This is a genomic window from Spirosoma harenae, from assembly GCF_054776975.1.
Genome location: NZ_BAAHBD010000024.1, coordinates 52063 through 71897 on the forward strand (window position 1 = coordinate 52063; position 19835 = coordinate 71897).

At 45.6% G+C, this 19835-nt stretch carries 15 protein-coding genes; 10 read left to right on the plus strand and 5 right to left on the minus strand.

Translation table 11 applies throughout. The features are described 5' to 3' along the window. Positions 1 to 6 precede the first annotated feature (6 nt). From ACYVE4_RS22770 to ACYVE4_RS22780, 3 genes are read right to left on the minus strand one after another with little or no spacing between them, the layout of a single operon-like run. The gene (locus ACYVE4_RS22770) at positions 7 to 936 is read right to left on the minus strand and encodes a hypothetical protein (protein ID WP_461042556.1); all 930 of its coding nucleotides are present in this window, start codon (positions 934 to 936) and stop codon (positions 7 to 9) included. Between the two features lie 52 nt (positions 937 to 988). Then, on the minus strand, positions 989 to 1744 hold the full coding sequence (locus ACYVE4_RS22775; RefSeq protein ID WP_461042557.1) for a VOC family protein: 756 nt from the start codon (positions 1742 to 1744) through the stop codon (positions 989 to 991). 6 nt (positions 1745 to 1750) lie between these two features. Then, complete coding sequence (locus tag ACYVE4_RS22780) at positions 1751 to 2254, minus strand: hypothetical protein (protein ID WP_461042558.1); 504 nt, start codon at positions 2252 to 2254, stop codon at positions 1751 to 1753. A 353-nt stretch (positions 2255 to 2607) separates the two neighbouring features. Between ACYVE4_RS22780 and ACYVE4_RS22785 the strand changes: the two genes are divergently transcribed. From ACYVE4_RS22785 to ACYVE4_RS22810, 6 genes are all read left to right on the plus strand, one after another. Further along, entirely contained in the window at positions 2608 to 2946 is a 339-nt protein-coding gene (locus ACYVE4_RS22785) for a PadR family transcriptional regulator (protein WP_461042559.1), read from the plus strand. Between the two features lie 3 nt (positions 2947 to 2949). Further along, positions 2950 to 5613 (plus strand): ABC transporter permease, encoded by a 2664-nt coding sequence (locus ACYVE4_RS22790; RefSeq protein ID WP_461042560.1) that lies wholly within the window; start codon positions 2950 to 2952, stop codon positions 5611 to 5613. A gap of 408 nt (positions 5614 to 6021) precedes the next feature. Then, positions 6022 to 6360, plus strand: coding sequence for a PadR family transcriptional regulator (locus ACYVE4_RS22795; RefSeq protein ID WP_461042561.1), 339 nt, complete (start codon positions 6022 to 6024; stop codon positions 6358 to 6360). Beyond that, positions 6357 to 8996, plus strand: coding sequence for an ABC transporter permease (locus ACYVE4_RS22800; RefSeq protein ID WP_461042562.1), 2640 nt, complete (start codon positions 6357 to 6359; stop codon positions 8994 to 8996). Before ACYVE4_RS22795 ends, ACYVE4_RS22800 begins: the two co-directional genes overlap by 4 nt. Positions 8997 to 9047: 51 nt before the next feature. Continuing rightward, positions 9048 to 11708, plus strand: coding sequence for an ABC transporter permease (locus ACYVE4_RS22805; protein WP_461042563.1), 2661 nt, complete (start codon positions 9048 to 9050; stop codon positions 11706 to 11708). 137 nt (positions 11709 to 11845) lie between these two features. Next, the gene (locus tag ACYVE4_RS22810; RefSeq protein ID WP_461042564.1) at positions 11846 to 13189 is read left to right on the plus strand and encodes a sensor histidine kinase; all 1344 of its coding nucleotides are present in this window, start codon (positions 11846 to 11848) and stop codon (positions 13187 to 13189) included. A 7-nt stretch (positions 13190 to 13196) separates the two neighbouring features. On the opposite strand, the gene ACYVE4_RS22815 is transcribed toward ACYVE4_RS22810, so the two are convergent. Then, positions 13197 to 14618 (minus strand): DUF5723 family protein, encoded by a 1422-nt coding sequence (locus ACYVE4_RS22815; RefSeq protein ID WP_461042565.1) that lies wholly within the window; start codon positions 14616 to 14618, stop codon positions 13197 to 13199. A gap of 199 nt (positions 14619 to 14817) precedes the next feature. Here ACYVE4_RS22815 and ACYVE4_RS22820 point away from each other — a divergent pair, with 199 nt between their 5' ends. After that, positions 14818 to 15486 carry a phosphatase PAP2-related protein gene (locus ACYVE4_RS22820; RefSeq protein WP_461042566.1) on the plus strand — a complete coding sequence of 223 codons (669 nt, stop codon included), beginning with the start codon at positions 14818 to 14820 and terminating at the stop codon, positions 15484 to 15486. Positions 15487 to 15773: 287 nt separating this feature from the next. Here ACYVE4_RS22820 and ACYVE4_RS22825 read toward each other — a convergent pair whose 3' ends face one another. Beyond that, positions 15774 to 16523, minus strand: coding sequence for an SDR family oxidoreductase (locus tag ACYVE4_RS22825; protein WP_461042567.1), 750 nt, complete (start codon positions 16521 to 16523; stop codon positions 15774 to 15776). Between the two features lie 152 nt (positions 16524 to 16675). Here ACYVE4_RS22825 and ACYVE4_RS22830 point away from each other — a divergent pair, with 152 nt between their 5' ends. The 3 genes from ACYVE4_RS22830 (at position 16676) to ACYVE4_RS22840 (ending at position 19738) form a co-directional block, all read left to right on the plus strand. Further along, on the plus strand, positions 16676 to 17578 hold the full coding sequence (locus tag ACYVE4_RS22830) for a histone deacetylase family protein (RefSeq protein ID WP_461042867.1): 903 nt from the start codon (positions 16676 to 16678) through the stop codon (positions 17576 to 17578). Positions 17579 to 17651: 73 nt separating this feature from the next. Next, complete coding sequence (locus ACYVE4_RS22835; protein ID WP_461042568.1) at positions 17652 to 18410, plus strand: HpcH/HpaI aldolase family protein; 759 nt, start codon at positions 17652 to 17654, stop codon at positions 18408 to 18410. A 38-nt stretch (positions 18411 to 18448) separates the two neighbouring features. After that, on the plus strand, positions 18449 to 19738 hold the full coding sequence (locus tag ACYVE4_RS22840; protein ID WP_461042569.1) for an McrC family protein: 1290 nt from the start codon (positions 18449 to 18451) through the stop codon (positions 19736 to 19738). The last annotated feature ends 97 nt before the right edge of the window (positions 19739 to 19835 follow it).

Genomic DNA, 19835 nt, shown 5'->3' on the forward strand with positions numbered 1-19835 from the left:
ATTCATTTACCGCAACTCGGCAAGCCATTGCTGAGCGAACGTGCGGGCTTCCATAACGGGCTCCTTACCAATACGATATAGAAACTTCCATTCCGCTGGTTTACGCTGATAAACTGGATTGGCGAATTCCTGCTTACGTCCCATAGGAATTAAGCGGGCTTCAAAATCAACCGTTTCAGTAAGCGCAATAAAATCCTGCAATCGCTTTTTCAGCAGTGGGCGGAAATCTGAATGAGCGTCAAATTCAGCTTTCTGCTGGCGATGTTGCGCCAATTCCTCCTTACTAACTTCCGACGAAGCGATCGACTCATCCACATGGCCCTGAGCCTGTTGTTTTAGGAAAGACATATACTGCTTTTTGCATTCAGCCGGGGCCAACGTCAGTATCTTTTTTAAAGTTGCTACACGTTGCAGTTGAGCCGTTCGTTCGCTACCCGATAGAGAGGAAATCTGCTGTTCTTCCTGACCTAACTGCGCCCGAATCCCCATTTGAAGCATAGCAGGGTCCATTTGCGCAAAGGCTTGGTCCATAGCACTTAACTGACTCTTCATAGCAGCCTTGTCGGCTTCGTTGGCCTGTTTCTTTTTTGCAATACCCTCAGCTGTAAAGGCTTCATCGTAAGGATAATATTGCCGTAAATCCTGTAGCCAGACGTCCTTAAACGTTGACGATTCAACATAGGCCCGAACAACCTTGCCCAAAGCTCGAACGGTAGTTGTGCGAGATGATTCGGGAATGCGACGGGCCATCTGCCGCATAGATCCAGTTGTATTGAAGAAAAACCACTGTGGCTCTTTCAGATTCAGAAGGACATCCTGTCGAAGTTTACCGGTTTCGATGTTGAGTTCGGACATGACATCGCCAAAGCGCGCGGCTGTAATCCAAAAGCTAAGGCCCATCAGGGTGAACAGTGTAATCTTTTTAATCGGTTTCATGAGTAGAAAAGAGGAAGAAAGAGGGTATAGAAAGCTGTGTCTTTACCTTGATTTAATTCGCAAAAGATGGCTGTGAATGAAGCGATTGGGCCATTGCACGGATGTAGTGCGTACCAACAAACAGGGGTTTGCTAGTTGAAACGGGCCATTGATTGATGCCGTAACAGTATAACGATTGTGCTGAACCGCCTGGCTCGACTTCAAACGTTATCTGGCAGTGATTCATGGAGGCCGACGTTTGTGTGAATGGCCAGTTAGTCCCTGTCTGAACGATACTTAGCAAACCTGTCTCATTACCGAGTATGGAAGTTTCCAACGTCGGGAGGAAGCGCCGAAAGAGGGGAAGACCAAACCGATCCATGAGTTGACGCGTTGTAGTCGGCACACATTCGGAAGCAATTCCCATTTCTGTAATTCCCTGAAATAGGTCGTTCATGGTGAAGTTTGGATCGAACCAGGTTAACTCCCGTTTGGTGACGAACTTCAGCAGATTACCATTATTATCGCGAAAATAACAGGCTCGGGTACGCCATTCCGCCATCTCTACAATTTCCTGTCCCTGAATTGAGCGATAATTCAGGGGATAGCAATGCATACATACTTCCAGCATATCGGTCGGAACCGTTATGGCAAAGTGGTAAGGAGCAGTCGGTTTGTCTACTGTTCTGAATGTGAGTAGAGTCCAGCCTACCTGAAGCGTCAGCGAATCAACAGATTCCGAGATAATGGGCAAACCAAGCTGGCGAGTATAAAAGCTACGCGTACCAATGAGATCAGCCGTATAGAGTTCGATGGCAATGATTTTCATAGGGAACTACAGCGCTTTCCAGGTAATAATGGTTTTATAGTCTCGCGTGGGATCATTGACATCTACGTCAACTTTCAGACTTGAAGCTGTAGACTCCAGAATTTTCCATTCCGCTACATCGGTAGCATCGTTATCTTTTACAATTCGAATCGTTTTAGTCGATTCATTATACGTCCAATGGCTGGGTTTGAAAGCAGATGGATCAGCCTGATCAGTGGAGCAGGAAAGTTGCCCATTTGAGCCTGACAGACTTCCATTGGAAGCGAATATGATGGTGTTATCCCGATCACAGGCACGCAGGAAAGTCGTTAAATCGGTATCCAATTTGCCATCACCGTCAAAGTCAATCGCCGGATCAACCTGGAAAGACGCCATGACGAAACTTTTGCCAACAAACGGAAGGGTTTGGTTCTGAGGTTGTACCGTACCTTCAACTGAGTCTTTCTTACAAGATGTTGTTAGTGAAATGGTGGCTACTGCGGCCAGGAGGAGGGTAGTAAAGCGTTTCATTTTTTTGTTGTTTACAGATTAAAAAAGAGTGTCCGTCTTGAAACTTGTATTTGTTACTGTTGCTTGAACATGACAAAATTGGGTACTCCCTGCCGCCTGTCCCACAAGTAGGTTCGTCAACCGGAAAAAGTGACTGGTGAATTGTACAGGAGAAGGGATAAACCGTATAGCTACTTGGCAGAAACTCTCAGCCGGGAAGGAGGAAGTTCGTACAGTTGTGGACAACTATTGTACGATTTCGGACAGCATCACTTGATAGAAATGGCCATACTTGCGTAGTATGGCCATTTTTTGATTCTGGCAGGAGATTTGTTTTGCAAAATTACAACTAATCAATTCAACCGGATAAACCGATGCGAAGAGCATTTTTAGGAGAATTTGAAGAGATTGTTTTGCTCGTGGTTGCGGCCTGTCCTGACGAAGCCTACGGAGTTACGATCTGGGAAGACATTCAGCAACAAACGGGGCGATCCATCACAATGAGCGCTGTTCATGCGACATTGTATCGCCTGGAAGAGAAAGGATTTCTCTCCTCAACGATGGGCGGAGCCACGGCTGAACGGGGAGGGCGACGAAAGCGATTTTTTACCTTGACAGCTTTGGGCGTTCGAGCATTGAATGACATTCAGGAAATGCGCAGTCGACTCTGGCAGGCCATTCCACCGGGTAAATTTCAACTGATTGGCGGGTAAACCATGAACGAACAAACGACACCTCCGAATATTCGGCCGCCCCGCTGGGCTGATTGGCTCCTGGAAACTTGCTTATCTCCACACATTCTTGAGGATGTACAGGGCGATTTACACGAAGTATTTGACAAACGAATTGGCGATGTTGGCCGGAGTAAGGCCCGTCGGGAATATGCCTGGGCGGTGTTACACTACCTACGTCCTTATTTTTTCAAGCGCGATAATAAACCATCGGATTACCCATCACCCTCATTCTTACATCCTGCTATGCTACGAAATTATTTCACTATTGCATTTCGGACTTTATCTCATAATAAAGCGTATTCCATCATCAATGTTGTTGGCCTGAGCATCGGTCTGGCAGCAGCTATGTTAATTATGCTGTACACCAAAGATGAGGTAAGCTACGACCGTTTTCATACGAATAATCCACATCTGTACAGGATTACAAGTCGTGAGGTTGAGCCTGGGGACCAGAAAGGGCGTTACAACTCAAACACGGGTATTTTTCAGGGACCTAAGTTCACAGCCGGGGTACCAGAAATCAAATCGTTTGTCCGTTTTGAATCTCATCAACGAGATATGAAACAAGGCAATGAGGTGAAGAGTCAGGAGATGTTTGCTGCTGATCCCGATTTTTTTCAATTGTTTAGCTTTCCGCTACTGAGCGGTGATCCCAAAACAGCCTTACAACGCCCGAAATCGGTAGTTCTATCGGAGGAAATGGCACAGGAACAGTTTGGTACTGCCGATGCGCTTGGGAAAGTCGTGCTTATCAAAGAAAAAGATCAGTTCGAGCCATTTACCGTAACCGGTGTGACAGCCAAATGCCCTCAGAATTCATCCATCAAATTCAATGTACTATTACCCATCGTTGTTTCGAAAGATGACTTTGCCAATAATGAGAACTGGTTTAGTGTCTTCCTGAATACGTTTGTGCTGGTAAGACCTGATGCCAATATCAAAGCTGTTGAGGCTAAAATGAACCAGATCTATCAGATTGATGCCAAAAGATCGATTATTGAGATAGCTAAAAAATTTGGTGTGAAGAGTAAAACGATCTATGAACTTCAGCCTTTCACGGCTATGCACTTAAGTACAGATTTACCCGCCCAAAATGGCCTTGCTGATCAGAGCAATCCGACGTTTTCTTACATTCTATCAGGAATTGCCTTATTCGTGTTGATCATAGCCTGTATCAACTTCGTTAACCTGACGGTGGCTCGTTCGATGAAACGGGCGAAGGAAATCGGTGTTCGCAAAGTGGTTGGTGGAGGGCGTAGTCAATTAATTAGTCAATTTTTGGGCGAATCATTTCTGCTCTGTTTTGTTGCGTTCACCCTGGCAATCCTGCTGGTTATTTTGGTACTACCAACGTTCAATCAGCTCTCTAACAAAGCATTGGCTTTCTCATATCTATTTGATGTAAAGTTGATCGTCGGCTACATTGCTTTGTTCATTAGTACAGGTTTACTGGCTGGATTTTATCCGGCAATCGTTTTGTCTGGCTACAGCCCGGTTCAGAGCCTGTACAGTCGATTCAAGTTTACAGGGAAGAATTACCTGCAACGAGGTCTGGTGGTGTTACAGTTTGCGCTGGCTTCGGTCCTGATTGTAGCTACACTGAATATCTATTCTCAGTTTAACTATCTGACGACGAAGAGCTTGGGTTACGACGACAGTCATCTGGTAATGGTGAACAAGTCGGGTTTGAAACGGAGTGAAGCTCGCTTGTTGAAGGCTGAGTTATTGAAAAATCCGAATATCATTGATGTTGCGCCTAAAAATCGAGGCTTCTGGGGCACGGTAGCTAAAGTCAACAAAGACGAAAAACAACTTTCGTTTGCGTATGAAACGGTCGATGAAACCTATCTGCCAGTATTTAAAATACCAATTCTGAACGGCCGCAATTTTTCGCCCGATTTCCCCAGCGATTCCACGCATTCGGTATTGGTAAATGAACGATTTGTGAAAGAAGCGGGCTGGAAAAACCCAATTGGTCAGGAAGTTAATTTCTTCGCTGGTGAGACGCCAGAGCGATATACGGTTATTGGCGTGGTAAAAGACTATCACTTTGTGCCTTTAAATCAAGAGATTCGGTCGCAGTTGTTTACCATGAAACCGAAAAATGATTTCGGGAAAGTGTTTATCAAAATAAAACCGAACACTGAAACGGAAAGCCTCAGGGTTATTGAACAGACATTTAAAAAATTGTTTCCAATTAGTCCATATTCGTATAGCTTTCTGGATCAGGAAAATTTGAAAAAATATGAATCGGAGGCCAAATGGAAACAGATAATGCTGTTCGGCGCCATTCTAACAATTTTCATCTCCTGTATTGGCCTATTCGGGCTGGCTACGCTTTCCGCCGAACGGCGGACCAAAGAGGTCGGTATTCGCAAAGTGTTGGGTGCGTCGGTGAGCAGCATAGTACAATTATTATCCTCCGATTTTCTGCGATTGGTTGGTTTCTCGTTCATCTTTGCGTTTCCGGCCGCTTATTATGCTATCGACAAATGGCTTCAGAATTATCCCTATCGCATCCATATTAGTGTCTGGATGTTTATCGGAACGGCTCTGTTAGCCATCATCATTGCTTTCTTCACTGTCAGTTTTCAATCAATCCGTGCCGCATTGACCAATCCAATAAAGTCACTAAGGAGTGAATAGCATAGGGGTGAGGGTTCGGGGTATGGGTAATTAATGATCGCATTTTATCCTATACCCCGAACTCTATATTCTCTGCCAAAAAAGAAAGCCAGACAACACGAAGTCACCTGGCTTTTTGAGTTCGCTTGGTAGATCAGTTAATTTGAAAAAAGCAGGTGCCTTTCACAGCATCCCCGTCTATCAGCGAATACATATACATAACATCCGCCAAAAAGGATTGTTTGAGAGTTACTGAAAAAATAGAATTTTTTTTACAAGCGCTGTCCGAGGTAGGACAGCGCTTGTCCATTTACGGACAAACGTATTGCTGTGCTCAGGAGTAAAACAGACCTCCAATGGCTCAGGAATAGGTTTTTAGGAATTGGCAATGGATTTGTACGATAAAATGTAAACTAATAACCTGAACGAATGCGTCGGACATATTTAGGTGAATTTGAAGAGGTTGTTTTACTGATGGTCGCCATTCTGGACGGGGAGGGGTATGGCGTTACGGTCAGTCAGGCGCTGGAAGAGCACACTGGCCGAATCGTCACGTTTGGTACTGTTCACAACACATTGATTCGGCTGGAAGAGAAGGGGTTTGTACGGTCAGAACTGGGTGGAGCTACGACCGAACGGGGTGGTCGACGTAAACGTCTCTTCCGAATTACGGCGTTGGGCAATCGAGCGCTGCAGGAAATTCAGCAACTGCGTCAGGAACTCTGGCAATTATTACCACCCAACACACTTCGACTCGGGGGTGTATGAAAAAGACCTTACCACCACGCTGGGCCTACTGGCTCTTAACTCTACTTCACCCCGATGACACGTTGGAGGAGGTAGAAGGTGATTTGGGTGAGCTGTATACGTACTGGTACGGGCGAGCTGGGAAAACTCAGGCTACGCTACGGTATCTGCTCAATGTAGTGTCGGTGCTGCCACCGTTTGTGCGACGGCGGAAACGTAAAGATCGATATATACAACCTTCTGTTCTAACACTGGCTATGCTGCAAAATTATCTCAAAATCGCAATTCGTACACTCCAAAAGCATCAGCTGTATAGCTTGCTCAACATCAGCGGCTTAGCCGTTGGTATGGCCTGTTGTTTATTGATAGCCTTGTATGTACACGATGAACTGAGCTACGACCGATTTAATCCCAATTATAGTAGTATCTATCGCGTAGTAGAAAAACAAAAGCAGGCAGACGGTATTTTTGATGTAGCTGTTACTCCTGGGCCACTAGCCGCATTCATCAAAAAAGACTTTTCAGAAGTGGAGCACACTACTCGCATTGGCCGATGGTCGGGTTTGCTAACACAAGGACGCCAGGCTATTGAGCCAGAGAAAATGTTGATCGTTGATCCCTCTTTTTTTTCCCTATTTAGTTTTCCTCTCGTTATTGGTGATTCTGCTTCTGTGTTCCAGGGGCCCAATGAGGTTATTTTTTCCGAAGCTATGGCAGAACGATTCTATGGTAAGAATTGGCGTCGTAAACAGGTATTGGGACAACTGATTCAACTCAACGCTCAGCATGCCCTTAAATTGGTTGGTGTAGCGCAAAATCCACCGTCCCGCTCGCATATTGAGTTTGATGTATTAATACCCTTCAAATGGCTCGAAAAGAATGACGAGTGGAGCATGAAATGGAATAGCAATAGTTACCATACTTATCTCCAGTTACGTCCTGAATTAACAAACGCATCGGTTGGCTTAGAACTATTCTCCGACAAAATCAGAAACAGCCTACATCGCTATGATAAAGGCAATGAAACGCAATTGATGCTCCAACCCTTATCGTCAATTTATTTACACTCAAAATTTTCGTTCGAAACCGACTGGGGTAAACGAAGTGATATTGTCTACGTTCAAATCTTCATTGCGGTTGGATTAATCGTTTTGCTAATAGCCGTCATAAACTTCATTAACCTCGCTACTGCAAAGGCCTCAGGACGGGCTAAAGAAGTAGGCATTCGCAAAACAATAGGTGCCCAACAGATAAATTTAATTGGGCAATTTTTGGGTGAAGCCTTACTCATGACGGGAATAGCAATTGGGTTGGCCGTGTTTCTGGCCAATTTCCTACTGCCGCTTTTCAATGATATTTCAGGGAAAACGATACAAATACCGTATAAACTTGGTCTTTTCTGGATCATGCTGGTTGGAATGACCGGCGTAGTTAGTCTGCTGACAGGGCTTTATCCCGCGTTTTTTCTGTCGTCATTCCGACCTGTTGCTGTATTAAAGGGCCTGTTCAATGTGGGAAAAGGACGTAGTTTTCGCCAAGTGCTGGTTGTAGGACAGTTCGTCCTTTCAGTGAGTATGGGTATCGCCACTGTAATAATTTATAAACAGCTAACCTTCATGCAGACCGCTAAACTCGGTTTCGATAAAGAACATCTATTATATGTTCGGTTGAAGGGCAATCTGCGGGGTAAGCCCTGGGTATTCAAACAGCAGGTTGAGCAATTGCCTGGTGTGGCGAAAGCATCCCTTACAACGAGTAATCTGGTTGGTATCACAAACTCAGCGTTTGTTGAATGGGAAGGGCAGGCACCGAAAGATGAATTCCTGATAACAAATATGAATATCGACCAGGATTTTGTGTCGACAGTAGGAATGAAGGTGCTCGCGGGACGAAATTTTTCAGCGCAAATCCCGTCAGACACTTCCGGTAAATTGGGAGCCTATCTTATTAATGAAACAGCTGCCAAACGCATGGGCTGGACGCTAGCAACGGCACTTGGAAAACGGATTAAACACTGGGGACAAGAAGGTTTGGTGGTTGGTGTGCTAAAAGATTTTCATTTTAGACCGCTTCATGTGGCCATTGAGCCATTCATTTTTCGCTATCAGCCATCAAATCCTTACTTCGACCTGCTTATTAAAACGGAACCAGGCAATGTATCGCAATTGCTTTCTAAACTAGCGGCAGTGTATAAACAGAATGAGCCCGCAACGCTATTTTCGTATGGTTTTGTGAACCAGGATCTGGATGCTCAATACAAAGCTGAACAACGTGTAGGACGAATTATCTTCTATTTTTCAATACTGGCTATTCTGATAGCCTGCTTAGGATTGTTTGGGCTGGCTGCGTTCACAGCCGAGCAGCGCACGAAGGAAATAGGGGTGCGTAAAGTATTAGGTGCCACGTTGGTTCATATTGTCTCTCTGTTATCTAAAGACTTTCTGAAGTTGGTTCTGATCGCTATTCTGATTGCTTCGCCACTGGCTTGGTATGCAATGAATCAATGGTTGGTCAATTTTGCTTACAAGGTCACTGTTGATTGGTGGGTTTTTGCTCTGGCCGGACTCCTGTCAATAACTATCGCATTACTAACTTTGAGTTACCAGGCAATCCGAGCGGCTCTGATAAATCCGGTTAAGAGTTTACGATCCGAATAATTATGTTTTCTGTAGAGACAAAGCCTGCTTTGTCTCTACAAATAATACGAGATGAAACCCCGAAACCGCCCCGACGGACCACCCCGCTTTGCTCACTGGCTTTTAACTCAGCTTCATCCCGATAATACCTTGGAAGAGGTAGAAGGCGATTTGGGTGAGTTGTATGAATATTGGTACCATAAGGCTGGCAAGACACAGGCTACGCTGCGGTACGTTCTGAATGTGCTATCGGTGCTGCCGCCGTTTGTGCGACGGCGAAAACGTAAACAAGAGTACTATCATCACTCATCATTGACTACTACTATGCTACGAAACTATGTTAAAATCGCTTTTCGGAATCTGGTACGCTACAAGCTGAACAGTTCGTTAAACCTGGTTGGACTGGCTATCGGGCTTGCCAGTAGTTTGCTCATTATTCTGCACGTCAGAGAGGAGCTTCGGTATGATAAAGGGTTTTCGAAAGCTGACCGGATTTTTCGGATTAATTCCGAAAATATAGGCGAAACAACCCGGAAATGGGCGGCCACGTCGCCAGTTCTGGCTGTAGAGATGCATAAACAACTACCCGGAATCAAGCAAATTGCCCGTTTTCAACGTCATCCTTCTGGACAGGTGTTAAGCTATACAGAAACAGGCACGGGCGATGTCAAACGCTTTGAAGAGAAAAGAGGATTTTTTGCCGATTCGACAGTTATTGATGTATTTGATATACCGTTCGTCAAGGGAGATCCTAAAACAGCATTGACTCGACCAAACTCTATCGTGCTGACCGAAGAAACTGCAAAACGGTATTTTGGCGATCAGGAACCAATTGGAAAACTGATACAGGACGATCAGACGAAACGTCAGTTAAGTGTTAGTGGAGTGATCAAGGAATTTTCCTTTCCGACCCATCTCAAGTTCGATTACCTGATTTCCATGACCACGTTGTACCAACTGATGGATAAAGAGCTGTTGGAACGTCGTAGTTGGTCAGGGTTCTATAACTATGTGTTACTAGAGAGCCCGGCAACCCGGACAACCATTGACGCGGCTCTTCCCGAATTTACGGTCCGGTATTACGATCCGAGCGGAGATCATCGTAAAGAAGTACTGGCTGGCAACCGTTTTCATCTTCAGCCCATTACGGATATTCATTTGCATTCTCGGCTCGAGAAAGAAATGAGCCCGAATAGCGACATCACGTATGTCTATATTTTTCTGGCTGCCGCCTTGTTCATTTTGCTGGTTGCCTCTGTCAATTTCATCAATATGGCTACTGCACAGGCCTTTAACCGGATGAAAGAAGTGGGCGTTCGGAAGGCATTAGGAGCACGTAAGGTTGAGTTGATGAATCAATTCCTCGGCGAATCGTTCCTGCTTACGCTGGCAGCTACTGCATTAGCCTTGCTATTGTTCTGGTTTTCCATTCCATTTTATAATAATCTGGCAGCCAGGAGCTTGCAATTCAATGAGCTGTTTACCCCAACGAACGTAGTGGTTATGTTGCTACTGACAGGTTCCATTAGTTTTCTGGCTGGGGTTTACCCCGCTTGGTTCATCGCCAATTTCGACCCTGTTCAGTCGTTGAAAGGCAAAAAGATTTCCGTAGCGTCGGTTACATTGGTGCGCAAGAGCCTGATTGTATTTCAGTTCGTCGTCTCGGTATTCATGATTTTCAGCACACTGGTCGTTTATCGGCAAATGCAGTTTTTCCAGACTAAAAACCTGGGCTTTAATCAGGAACAATTGGTTGCCGTGAAGCTGTATAATCAGGAAATGGGGGAAAAAGCGCGGACAATTCTAACGGAATGGCAGAAAAACCCGGCCATTACAGATATCGCCCTGATTTCTACTCTCCCCGGAGATCGTTTTAGTATGGAAAGCGTGATGCCCTTACATGCGCCCGATAATGAACAGTCGATACGGCACTTATGGGGAGATGAAAGGGTATTACAAATCCTTCAGGCTCAGATAAAAGAAGGACGCAATTTTGTGAAGCAGGCTTTCGATGCTCACCCCGTTTTCATCCTGAACGAATCAGCTGTCAAAGCTCTGAAACTAACGAATCCAATTGGTAAACGGCTAGTGGCCCGAGGTGATACAGGGCAGGTCGTGGGCGTAGTCAAGGATTTTAATTTTGCATCCCTTCATTCGGGCGTTGATCCACTGATTGTCATTCAGAATCCGCGCGAAACAGCTCAGGTTTTGCTGAAGATAAAAGGCGATAACATTCCCCAAACCCTGGAATCGGCCAAAGCGACACTCGCTCAGATTGCGCCATCAAGCTTATTCATTTATACTTTTCTAAACGAAAAACTGGCGCTACTCTACGAGTCGGAGCAGCGGATGAGTAATGTGCTGAAAATATTTGCCGGGTTGGGCATACTGATTTCCTGTCTGGGATTATTTGGCCTGTCGGCTTATGCTGCCCAGTTGCGGACTAAAGAAATTGGTATTCGTAAAGTGCTGGGGGCTAATATCCCAGGTATAGTGATGCTTCTTTCCAAAGAGTTCCTGCAATTGGTACTGCTGGCTGTCTTACTGGCGTCACCGCTGGCCTGGTGGGTAATGAATCGGTGGTTACAGAATTTCGCATATCAAATTGATATGGCATGGTGGATGTTTGCTTTGACAGGGATCGTTGCTGTTTTGGTAGCGGTATTTACTGTCAGTTTCCAAAGTATCAAAGCTGCATTAATGAATCCCGTAAAAAGCTTACGTAGTGAGTAGCCTGGGCCTGGGAGTTGGGGCATAGGGTAAAACAGTTTCTCCCTAAGCCTCATACCCATGCCCTATGCTATTTAAGCATTACCTTTAGCACGTGTTGAGAGTGATTAACAACTGTTCTGAAGATACGTACACTCTGTATGTCTGGAGAAAGTGTGATGTTTTGTTATTTGGGGGCAGTTGGGGCCATTTTTCTCCTGAATGCCGTTCAATGGAGCTTTTACCGACGATGGGTGGATGGGCTGTTTACTCTATTAGCGCTGGTAGCCATGGCGCAGGCCCTGTTTTTTACATTATTGTCCGAAAATACTCACATGACCCAGGCCTATTTTCTGGCGGCTCATGTGTTGTCGCGGGGATTAATGAAAGTCATCATTCTGGAATTGATCTATCAACTCTTTATTGGAGTAGATTGGACGGTCAGAGCTAAACAACGATTTCGATGGGGGCAAATTGCCGTCTTTGCTTTTGTCCTTATCGATACTGCCCTTTTACTAATCTCGGCTCGAGACTGGCACCGGACAACCGTTGGTCATCTCATATCTGGGTCGTATTGGGGGCTTTTATTACTAATTAGTATATACGCATTCTGGCTGACGATCAAACGGAACGATGCGATTAGTAAGGCGTTTAGTATGGGCGCACTCTTTATGTTCCTGACAGAGGCAAATGTGTTTGTTTATGCGCTTCTGCATACCTGGCCCTTACCCGCTGACCTGGTTTCGATTAATGTGCAGCGACAGATTCTCTGGGTAGAGCGAATTCTCGAATTACTTTGCTTTTCCTTCTGCCTGGTCTTTTATCAACGGCAAATTGCTGTTAACAAGGCTGTTGAATTGTCGAAACGGGAAGAGCAATTTGAACAACAGCGATTAAAAACGGAGCTAACGCTTCAACGACTGGAACAGGAAAAATCGGATGTTCAGTTACGGGCATTACAAGCTCAGGTAAACCCACATTTCTTATTTAACAGTTTGAATTCGCTGGCTTCGCTTATTGACGATGACCCCGATCGGGCAGGGAAATTTGTTAATGAACTCAGTGATGTGTATCGATATTTGTTAAAAGCGTCTGATAAACCGTTAACCACCTTAACTAGCGAACTTGAATTCATTAACTCGTATTATCATTTACTAAGTACCCGCCATGGTCGAGGATTGTCGCTTTCCATTCAGGTTGATCCAACTTACCAATTCTGGCTGTTGCCTCCGCTAACGCTTCAATTGCTGGTTGAGAATGCAGTCAAACATAACAGCACTGCGTCAACAAATCCGCTGAGAATTAATATTCTTGTGGAGAAAGGCCAATTGCGGGTACGTAATAATTTACAGCGGAAAGCGAGTCGGGTTTTATCGAATGGCGTTGGTCTTTCAACCATTTTCAGCCAGTATCAGAAATTGCAGCAACCGCTTCCTAATATAGAAGATGATGGTGTGCAGTTTACCGTCAGCCTGCCATTAATTGCCCCTGTTTTAGTGGCTTAGTCAAAGTTTATTCCTCCAGCCTGCCTAATCCAAAAGATAGACCTGCGTAGATATCTAAACCTCGGGGTTGCAGGCCGTTGGAACTGTTGCCTACCAGGCCCAGCAGATTATCTGAACCCAGCCAGCCGGGACCAACCCGAATAGAAGCTCCCAGCATAAAACCTCCATTCAAATAGGTTAACGGAGCGGCCATACTCAGCCAGCGGACATCATACCGGGGAGTAACACTTAGGAGAGAGGGCTGGTGAATGGCTTCGGCCGTGGTTGCCCGAACGTCCTGTAAGTATGTCAGATTTAAGCCAAAGCCCATCGGCAATTGATAATCTGCTGTCAGATTGAGTGAGGTTGGTAAACCAGCCCGAAACGTATTACTATCTGGAGTTCGGCCTGTATTCAGTCTATTCTGAATGACTTCAATGATTTGCCCCGTTCCACTTAAATTGTTAAAATCTTTGGAACTGAAACGGACTGGATTTTTACCAATATCCGGGTAATTATATTCCTGGCCTTTGTAGCTCAGGCCGCCAACATCGGTTAGGGCGATTCCCAGTTGAAACCTCGGGCTATCTTCGTCGTACTGATCGATATAAGTCAAGCCTATATCAAACCCAAAACCCCGACCTGGAGAGGAGGGACTAAACAACGTTGCAGGGGTCAGACTACGGTTTTGAAGAAAGGTTGTATAAGCAAGTGTTGCGTCTAATTTGTTAATTTCTAAGAAATTGTAGTTTGGCTGGGCAGGGTCTCTAACAATTTGATAGGTCATCCCGCGATTAATCAGACGTTGGGCATTATAGCCCAGTAAAAATTTAGCGGTAGCGCCCAGTAAGACCTTCCGACCATCGGTTTCCATTATGGCCCTGGCATACGTTGCCCCAATTTCAGCATACGTGTTCGAGCTTGCACTGAATTTATTATCGCTGCTGGGAATTGCAAATATGCCATCGCTGTATAAACTGGCCCGCAAGGCAGAAAGCAGCGGTTCTGATGCGCCAATGACTTGCCCTACCGCCCGAAATCGGGTGGTAAACGCCAATCCCCCGTTCTCTCCCAAATTTACGAGAAACGATGGGCCTCGAACTTCGCCCCAGATGGTACCATTCTTGGCTTTCCCATTCAGGATTTCCCGCGTGTAATCGTCTTCAAATTTGATGGAACCATCGGCGCTTTTATACTGAGGAGGCACATTGCCGGTAATCAGGCGAAGCAGCGAAAAGGGTGCCTGATACCGCACATAATTATTATCTACGTGACCATTGCCGGTAAACACATTCAGATAGTATTTAGATGGCGAATCGGCGGCTAAAGCTGGGTTGATATAAAGTCGATTAGTTCCGCCGTAACGACTGGTAGAAATACCCAGCAGATTTTGGGAGAAACTGATAATTGGAACGCATATAAGAAACCACAATAGGGGCAAATACTTCATAGAATGGATCGTCTCGTGAATGGAAATCCTGCAAAAGAAACGCAATTACCCCGCCAGCATTCCCTAGGCGTCGGTTTATTTTTCACTTCTTAGGCAACGGTATTAAATCAATAAAGTATAAACTCTAATCTGGGTAGAAATTGTTTCAACGAATAGAATCGGCGATTCTTCGTATTTTTGCGGCCATTTTTATCCTGCTATGTCCATTTTAACACCCAATCCTGTCAATGATATTATTTGGGAGCGTGCCTGGCGCTCACCGATTTTTCGCCGAAAAGTAGCGATTGGCGCTATTTGCCTACTTGCGTTGCTGGGAACGTTTCCCTACTTTTTTCATACAATTGAACAACATAGCGGTCCTGTTCTGAACGATTGGGTGCTTGCCCGAATTCCACCCGTTGATGTTTCCTTGCTCATATTTCTGGTCATCTGGGCAACGGCGTTACTACTGATTGTCCGGTTTCGACGTAGCCCAACCATATTCATGATGTTTATGTATGGATACGTAATCGTTAGCTTGTCCAGAATGCTGAGTATCAATCTGCTGCCATTGAATCCACCCGTAGGCTTAATCGCAATGGTCGACCCGATTACGAATGCGTTTTATGGTAAAGTATACATCACCAAAGACCTGTTTTATTCGGGACACACCTCTACGATGTTCCTGATGTTTCTCTGCCTGCGTCGACGCTGGGATCGACTGATCGCTTTCATCGGAACATTGATTGTGGGGGCTTTATTACTCGTACAGCACGTACATTACACTATCGATGTGTTAGGGGCTTTTGTATTCACCTACCCGCTGTATCGACTGGGCAAATGGCTGGCACTTTCAGGCTGGAACAACTCCGACAATAATGACCAGTAGTTAATTGATCGTATCGAAGCTTATCTTCCCTGGTTAGATTGAAAACCTGGTCCACCCGAGATATACGTGCCATTGGGCAGACTTACCGAATAGCCCATCGAGATTAAGTTAAGGTAATAAAATCCTGAAGATACGTCTGGGCTCGTAGGAGCACTATATTTTAGTACGTTGTGATAGTAAAATAAGTTAATGGAAACCCGCTGATTAATTGAGAGATACAGCGCGAAGATTAACAGCTCAACAGCTTACCAAAACCTGACGGGTTTCCTTTAACAGAAAATTATTGTTTACACGTAAATCATTTTTCGGGTCATTCCACCATCGACGACAAAATTCTGGCCAGTGATAAAACTATTCTCGGGAGCAATCAGAAAGAGAATCATTCGGGCAATATCGTCGGCCTGCCCTACACGACCTGCCGGATGCTGAAGATGGTCTTCAGGTGTAAGTTCCTCGGATTTAGCTTTTGCTTTTTTCTTTAATACGGATACGTCTATCCACCCCGGACTAATGGTGTTTACCCGAATGTCGGGCCCTAAACTAATGGCGAGCGAGTGAGTTAGAGCCAAAATTCCGCCTTTACTGGCCGAGTACGCAAATGTATCTGGCTCAGATTGAGTCGCTCGGGTTGAGCCAATATTTATTATACTGCCTTTTTGGGCGGCTATGTACGACGCCGTGTGTTTGGCGCATAAAAAAGCGCCTGTCAGATTCGTATTGATCACTCGATTCCATTCGTCGAGTGTGAGTCGGTCGAGTGGTTTTTCGATCATGATTGCCGCATTATTAATTAAGGCGTCAATCTGTCCGAAATGGGCAATAGTTTGTTCTGCGGCCTTTCGAACATTGACTTCGCTTGAGACATCGCAGGAAATAAAGAGGATTTGCGCCGACGACGCTTTGAAGGCTTCACGAAGTTCGGCGATGGCGTCGGTGTCGGCTTCCCAGATGGCCACCCGGTAGCCATGTGTGAGTAAATATTGAGTAACAACGCGTCCGATACCTTGACCGCCCCCTGTGATGATAGCTGTTTTCATACTAGCCGGATTATGAAGTTGGGTAAACCTTTCCAACGAACAAACTGTGCCGATTGGTAACAGAACCGCTCGAAGATGGGTTAACTTATCCGTATCCTTATCGAACGGGACAACAGGAATCCATCGCTATTTACCCCGATTTCCACGATTGCATGCTCCAGATTGCGTTTTCGCCCGTGTATGGACTTCAGCTACCCGAAGGGCATCGATTTCCAATGTCGAAGTATGAATTGATTCATGAACAACTGCTGTATGAAGGTACCTGTACCGAGGCTAATTTTTTTGTTCCGGATGCCGTTGTGGATCGCTGGGTGTTGGGCGTGCATACTGCCGATTATGTTCAGGCATTAAAAACACTCACCGTATCAGCGAGTATGATGCGTCGAATTGGTTTCCCACTGACACGTGAGTTGATTGACCGGGAGTGGGTGATCACACAAGGAACGATTGATTGTACCCAACTGGCGGAACGGGAAGGTGTTGCAATGAACATTGCCGGTGGAACGCACCATGCATATCCAGATCGGGGAGAAGGTTTTTGCTTACTCAATGATGTGGGGGTAGCTGCGAATTATCTGCTTGAAACGGGGCAATCCCAGAAAATTCTGGTGATCGATTTAGATGTGCATCAGGGAAATGGAACGGCTGTCATGTTTCAGCGCGAACCCCGGGTCTTTACATTTAGCATGCACGGGAAAGACAATTATCCCCTTAAAAAAGAACAATCTGACGTAGATATTGATTTCCCTACGGGCACAGCAGATGAAGCTTACCTGAATACCTTATATGACGTTTTGCCCAGGTTAATTCGCCAGGAAGCGCCAGATTTTCTGTTTTATATCTCAGGTGTTGATATTCTGGAATCGGATCGGCTTGGGAAACTAAGCGTCAGTCGGGAAGGGTGTAAAGAACGGGATCGGTTTGTATTTGAGCAGGCTATCAAAAATAATTTACCCATCACCGTGTCGATGGGGGGCGGATACTCACCTCGTCTGGCCGACATTGTGGAAGCACATTGCAATACGTTTCGTTTGGCAAACGACTTATTTTTCTGAATCGGTCGTATCTTGTCGACCTATTTTAACCTGTAGCGCAACGGCTATCGCTCTTTCCTTTTTTCCTTTTTCAATGCGGCAAAATATTGTTAAAACCCGGCTAAAAAATAACCAGCCTGTTCTGGGCATTCTCTCCAATAGTTCAGATCCAACGGTGGCCGAACTCTGTGGGTTTTCGGGACTGGATTTTTACATGATCGATGGCGAACACAGCCCAATCACAACCGCTCAAGTACAGGACATTGTGCGAGCTTGTGAGGTGAGTGGCATAACACCATTGGCCAGAGTTCGTGGTAACGATGCCAAATTGATCTTGCAGTTTCTCGATGCGGGCGTGATGGGAATTATGATGCCAGGTGTTCGGACGGTTGAAGAAGCGGAAGCGTTGGTAAAAGCCGTAAAATATCCGCCAGAGGGAACGCGAGGATTTGGACTTGTTCGCGCCAACGATTACCTGCTGGGCGGAATGAATCAGGGGGAGTACGTGGAATTTGCGAACGAGCAACTGTTGATTCTTCCTCAAATTGAAGATAAAGAAGCCATTGCTAATCTCGATGATTTATTGCAGGTTGACGGAATCGACGGATTTGTGATTGGTCCTCGTGATCTGGCGATGAGCATGGGCTATTTCGATGGCCCCGGTCATGACGAAGTGAAACGAACCATTGCTGGAGTCGTTGAAAAAATAAAAAAAGCAGGATTGATTGCGGGAACAACGGCAGCCTCCGGCGATCAGGCTAAAGCATTAATTGATCGGGGTGTATTATTCTGTCTGAATACGTTTTCAGGCTTGCTGAAATCAGCCGTAACCGACTTTATGAAAGGAAGGTAAACAACTCATCATTCATCGATTCTCACGTATCGCTCACCATGCCAACAACCATTTCTGTTCTGGAAAACAGCCTGATTGGCTCGTCGGAGCAGTGGGCAGACGTTCCCAAAGATGGCCTGTTGGTACCTGACGATGTTTTTCAGGCGTTGCGCCGATTTGTGTTTCAACATGAGCAGGCCGAGGGATTACTATCATTTTCAGTGAGTAAAGGCCGGGAGTTGATACAATTACGTAATTACGTTGGCCTACTTCCGTTGACAACCAACACGCAGCTGGAAATCCTGCCTAAAATTGGTCCTATCGAAAATGCACGTTCCCGGTTGCTGACCATGCTACGGCAATTACGATACAGCTCATTCCGAACTCTTCCGGAAGCGAACACACGAGCGGTTCAGTTGCCACTTTGGGAGGTTTTTATAACTACTTTCCTGAACACCGCTGAACCAATAATCCGACAGGGAATTCAGCATACCTATATCGCCCTTGAGCGTAATGATCGCTTCTGGAAAGGTAAGTTGCAGGCGACCCGACAGCAGCGGGAAAATGCCTGGCATTTGGAGCGGCTGGCAGTAGTACACGATCAATTGACGGCCGACGTTGCCGCGAACCGCATCCTAAAAACAACCCTGATCTACCTGAAAGGTGAGACGACCAATCTACCCATTCAACGTCGAATCGAACAACTCCTCTGGGCACTTGAGGAAGTCCCTTTTTCTGAATCGTTATTGGACGATTTTAAGGTTGTTCGACGCACCGGGCGATTATTTTCCCGCTATGAGAATGCGTTGCGCTGGGCTGAGGCCTTAACCCAGGGGAGAGGCTACGGTGTAAAAACTGGAAATGTACCAAGCCTGTCGCTGTTGTTTCCGATGGAGCGGGTTTTTGAAGGATACGTGACGCAGGGAATTCGTGTGCATTGGCCTGAAAGTGATGCAATTGGTGTTCAGGAATCATCGGCCCATTTGGTGGATGAGCATGTCGGAACGCCTAAATTTAAGCTTAGACCAGATATTGTCATTCGTCATAAAGACCAGATATTCGTGCTGGACATGAAGTGGAAACAAATTATTGGCAGCGAGTCGGAAGGCAGTTCGCGTATGACTACCTATGGCATTGATCAGGCTGATCTTTATCAACTGTATGCCTACGGAAAAAAATACAATGCCGATAATTTATTTCTGGTCTATCCTGCCAACGAAACCTTCCGCCAGCCACTGGATGTATTCACCTACGATGTGAATACCCGATTGCATGTGGTGCCATTTGACGTAACCAAATCCCTATCGGATGAAGTAGAAAAATTAGCTGCCTACGCTTTGTCATCCTGATTGTCGCCTAATTTTTTGCCATTTTTGACCAAACAATGAAGCTCGGAGACGCGCTTGATACTTCGAATCGACCATCGTAACGCTTAACTTATAGACC

Excerpts from the sequence above, each read along its gene's own strand:
- ACYVE4_RS22770 (WP_461042556.1), bottom strand. The coding sequence starts at position 936 with ATGAAACCGATTAAAAAGATTACACTGTTCACCCTGATGGGCCTTAGC.
- ACYVE4_RS22775 (WP_461042557.1), bottom strand. The coding sequence starts at position 1,744 with ATGAAAATCATTGCCATCGAACTCTATACGGCTGATCTCATTGGTACG.
- ACYVE4_RS22780 (WP_461042558.1), bottom strand. The coding sequence starts at position 2,254 with ATGAAACGCTTTACTACCCTCCTCCTGGCCGCAGTAGCCACCATTTCA.
- ACYVE4_RS22785 (WP_461042559.1), top strand. The coding sequence starts at position 2,608 with ATGCGAAGAGCATTTTTAGGAGAATTTGAAGAGATTGTTTTGCTCGTG.
- ACYVE4_RS22790 (WP_461042560.1), top strand. The coding sequence starts at position 2,950 with ATGAACGAACAAACGACACCTCCGAATATTCGGCCGCCCCGCTGGGCT.
- ACYVE4_RS22795 (WP_461042561.1), top strand. The coding sequence starts at position 6,022 with ATGCGTCGGACATATTTAGGTGAATTTGAAGAGGTTGTTTTACTGATG.
- ACYVE4_RS22800 (WP_461042562.1), top strand. The coding sequence starts at position 6,357 with ATGAAAAAGACCTTACCACCACGCTGGGCCTACTGGCTCTTAACTCTA.
- ACYVE4_RS22805 (WP_461042563.1), top strand. The coding sequence starts at position 9,048 with ATGAAACCCCGAAACCGCCCCGACGGACCACCCCGCTTTGCTCACTGG.
- ACYVE4_RS22810 (WP_461042564.1), top strand. The coding sequence starts at position 11,846 with ATGTCTGGAGAAAGTGTGATGTTTTGTTATTTGGGGGCAGTTGGGGCC.
- ACYVE4_RS22815 (WP_461042565.1), bottom strand. The coding sequence starts at position 14,618 with ATGAAGTATTTGCCCCTATTGTGGTTTCTTATATGCGTTCCAATTATC.
- ACYVE4_RS22820 (WP_461042566.1), top strand. The coding sequence starts at position 14,818 with ATGTCCATTTTAACACCCAATCCTGTCAATGATATTATTTGGGAGCGT.
- ACYVE4_RS22825 (WP_461042567.1), bottom strand. The coding sequence starts at position 16,523 with ATGAAAACAGCTATCATCACAGGGGGCGGTCAAGGTATCGGACGCGTT.
- ACYVE4_RS22830 (WP_461042867.1), top strand. The coding sequence starts at position 16,676 with ATGCTCCAGATTGCGTTTTCGCCCGTGTATGGACTTCAGCTACCCGAA.
- ACYVE4_RS22835 (WP_461042568.1), top strand. The coding sequence starts at position 17,652 with ATGCGGCAAAATATTGTTAAAACCCGGCTAAAAAATAACCAGCCTGTT.
- ACYVE4_RS22840 (WP_461042569.1), top strand. The coding sequence starts at position 18,449 with ATGCCAACAACCATTTCTGTTCTGGAAAACAGCCTGATTGGCTCGTCG.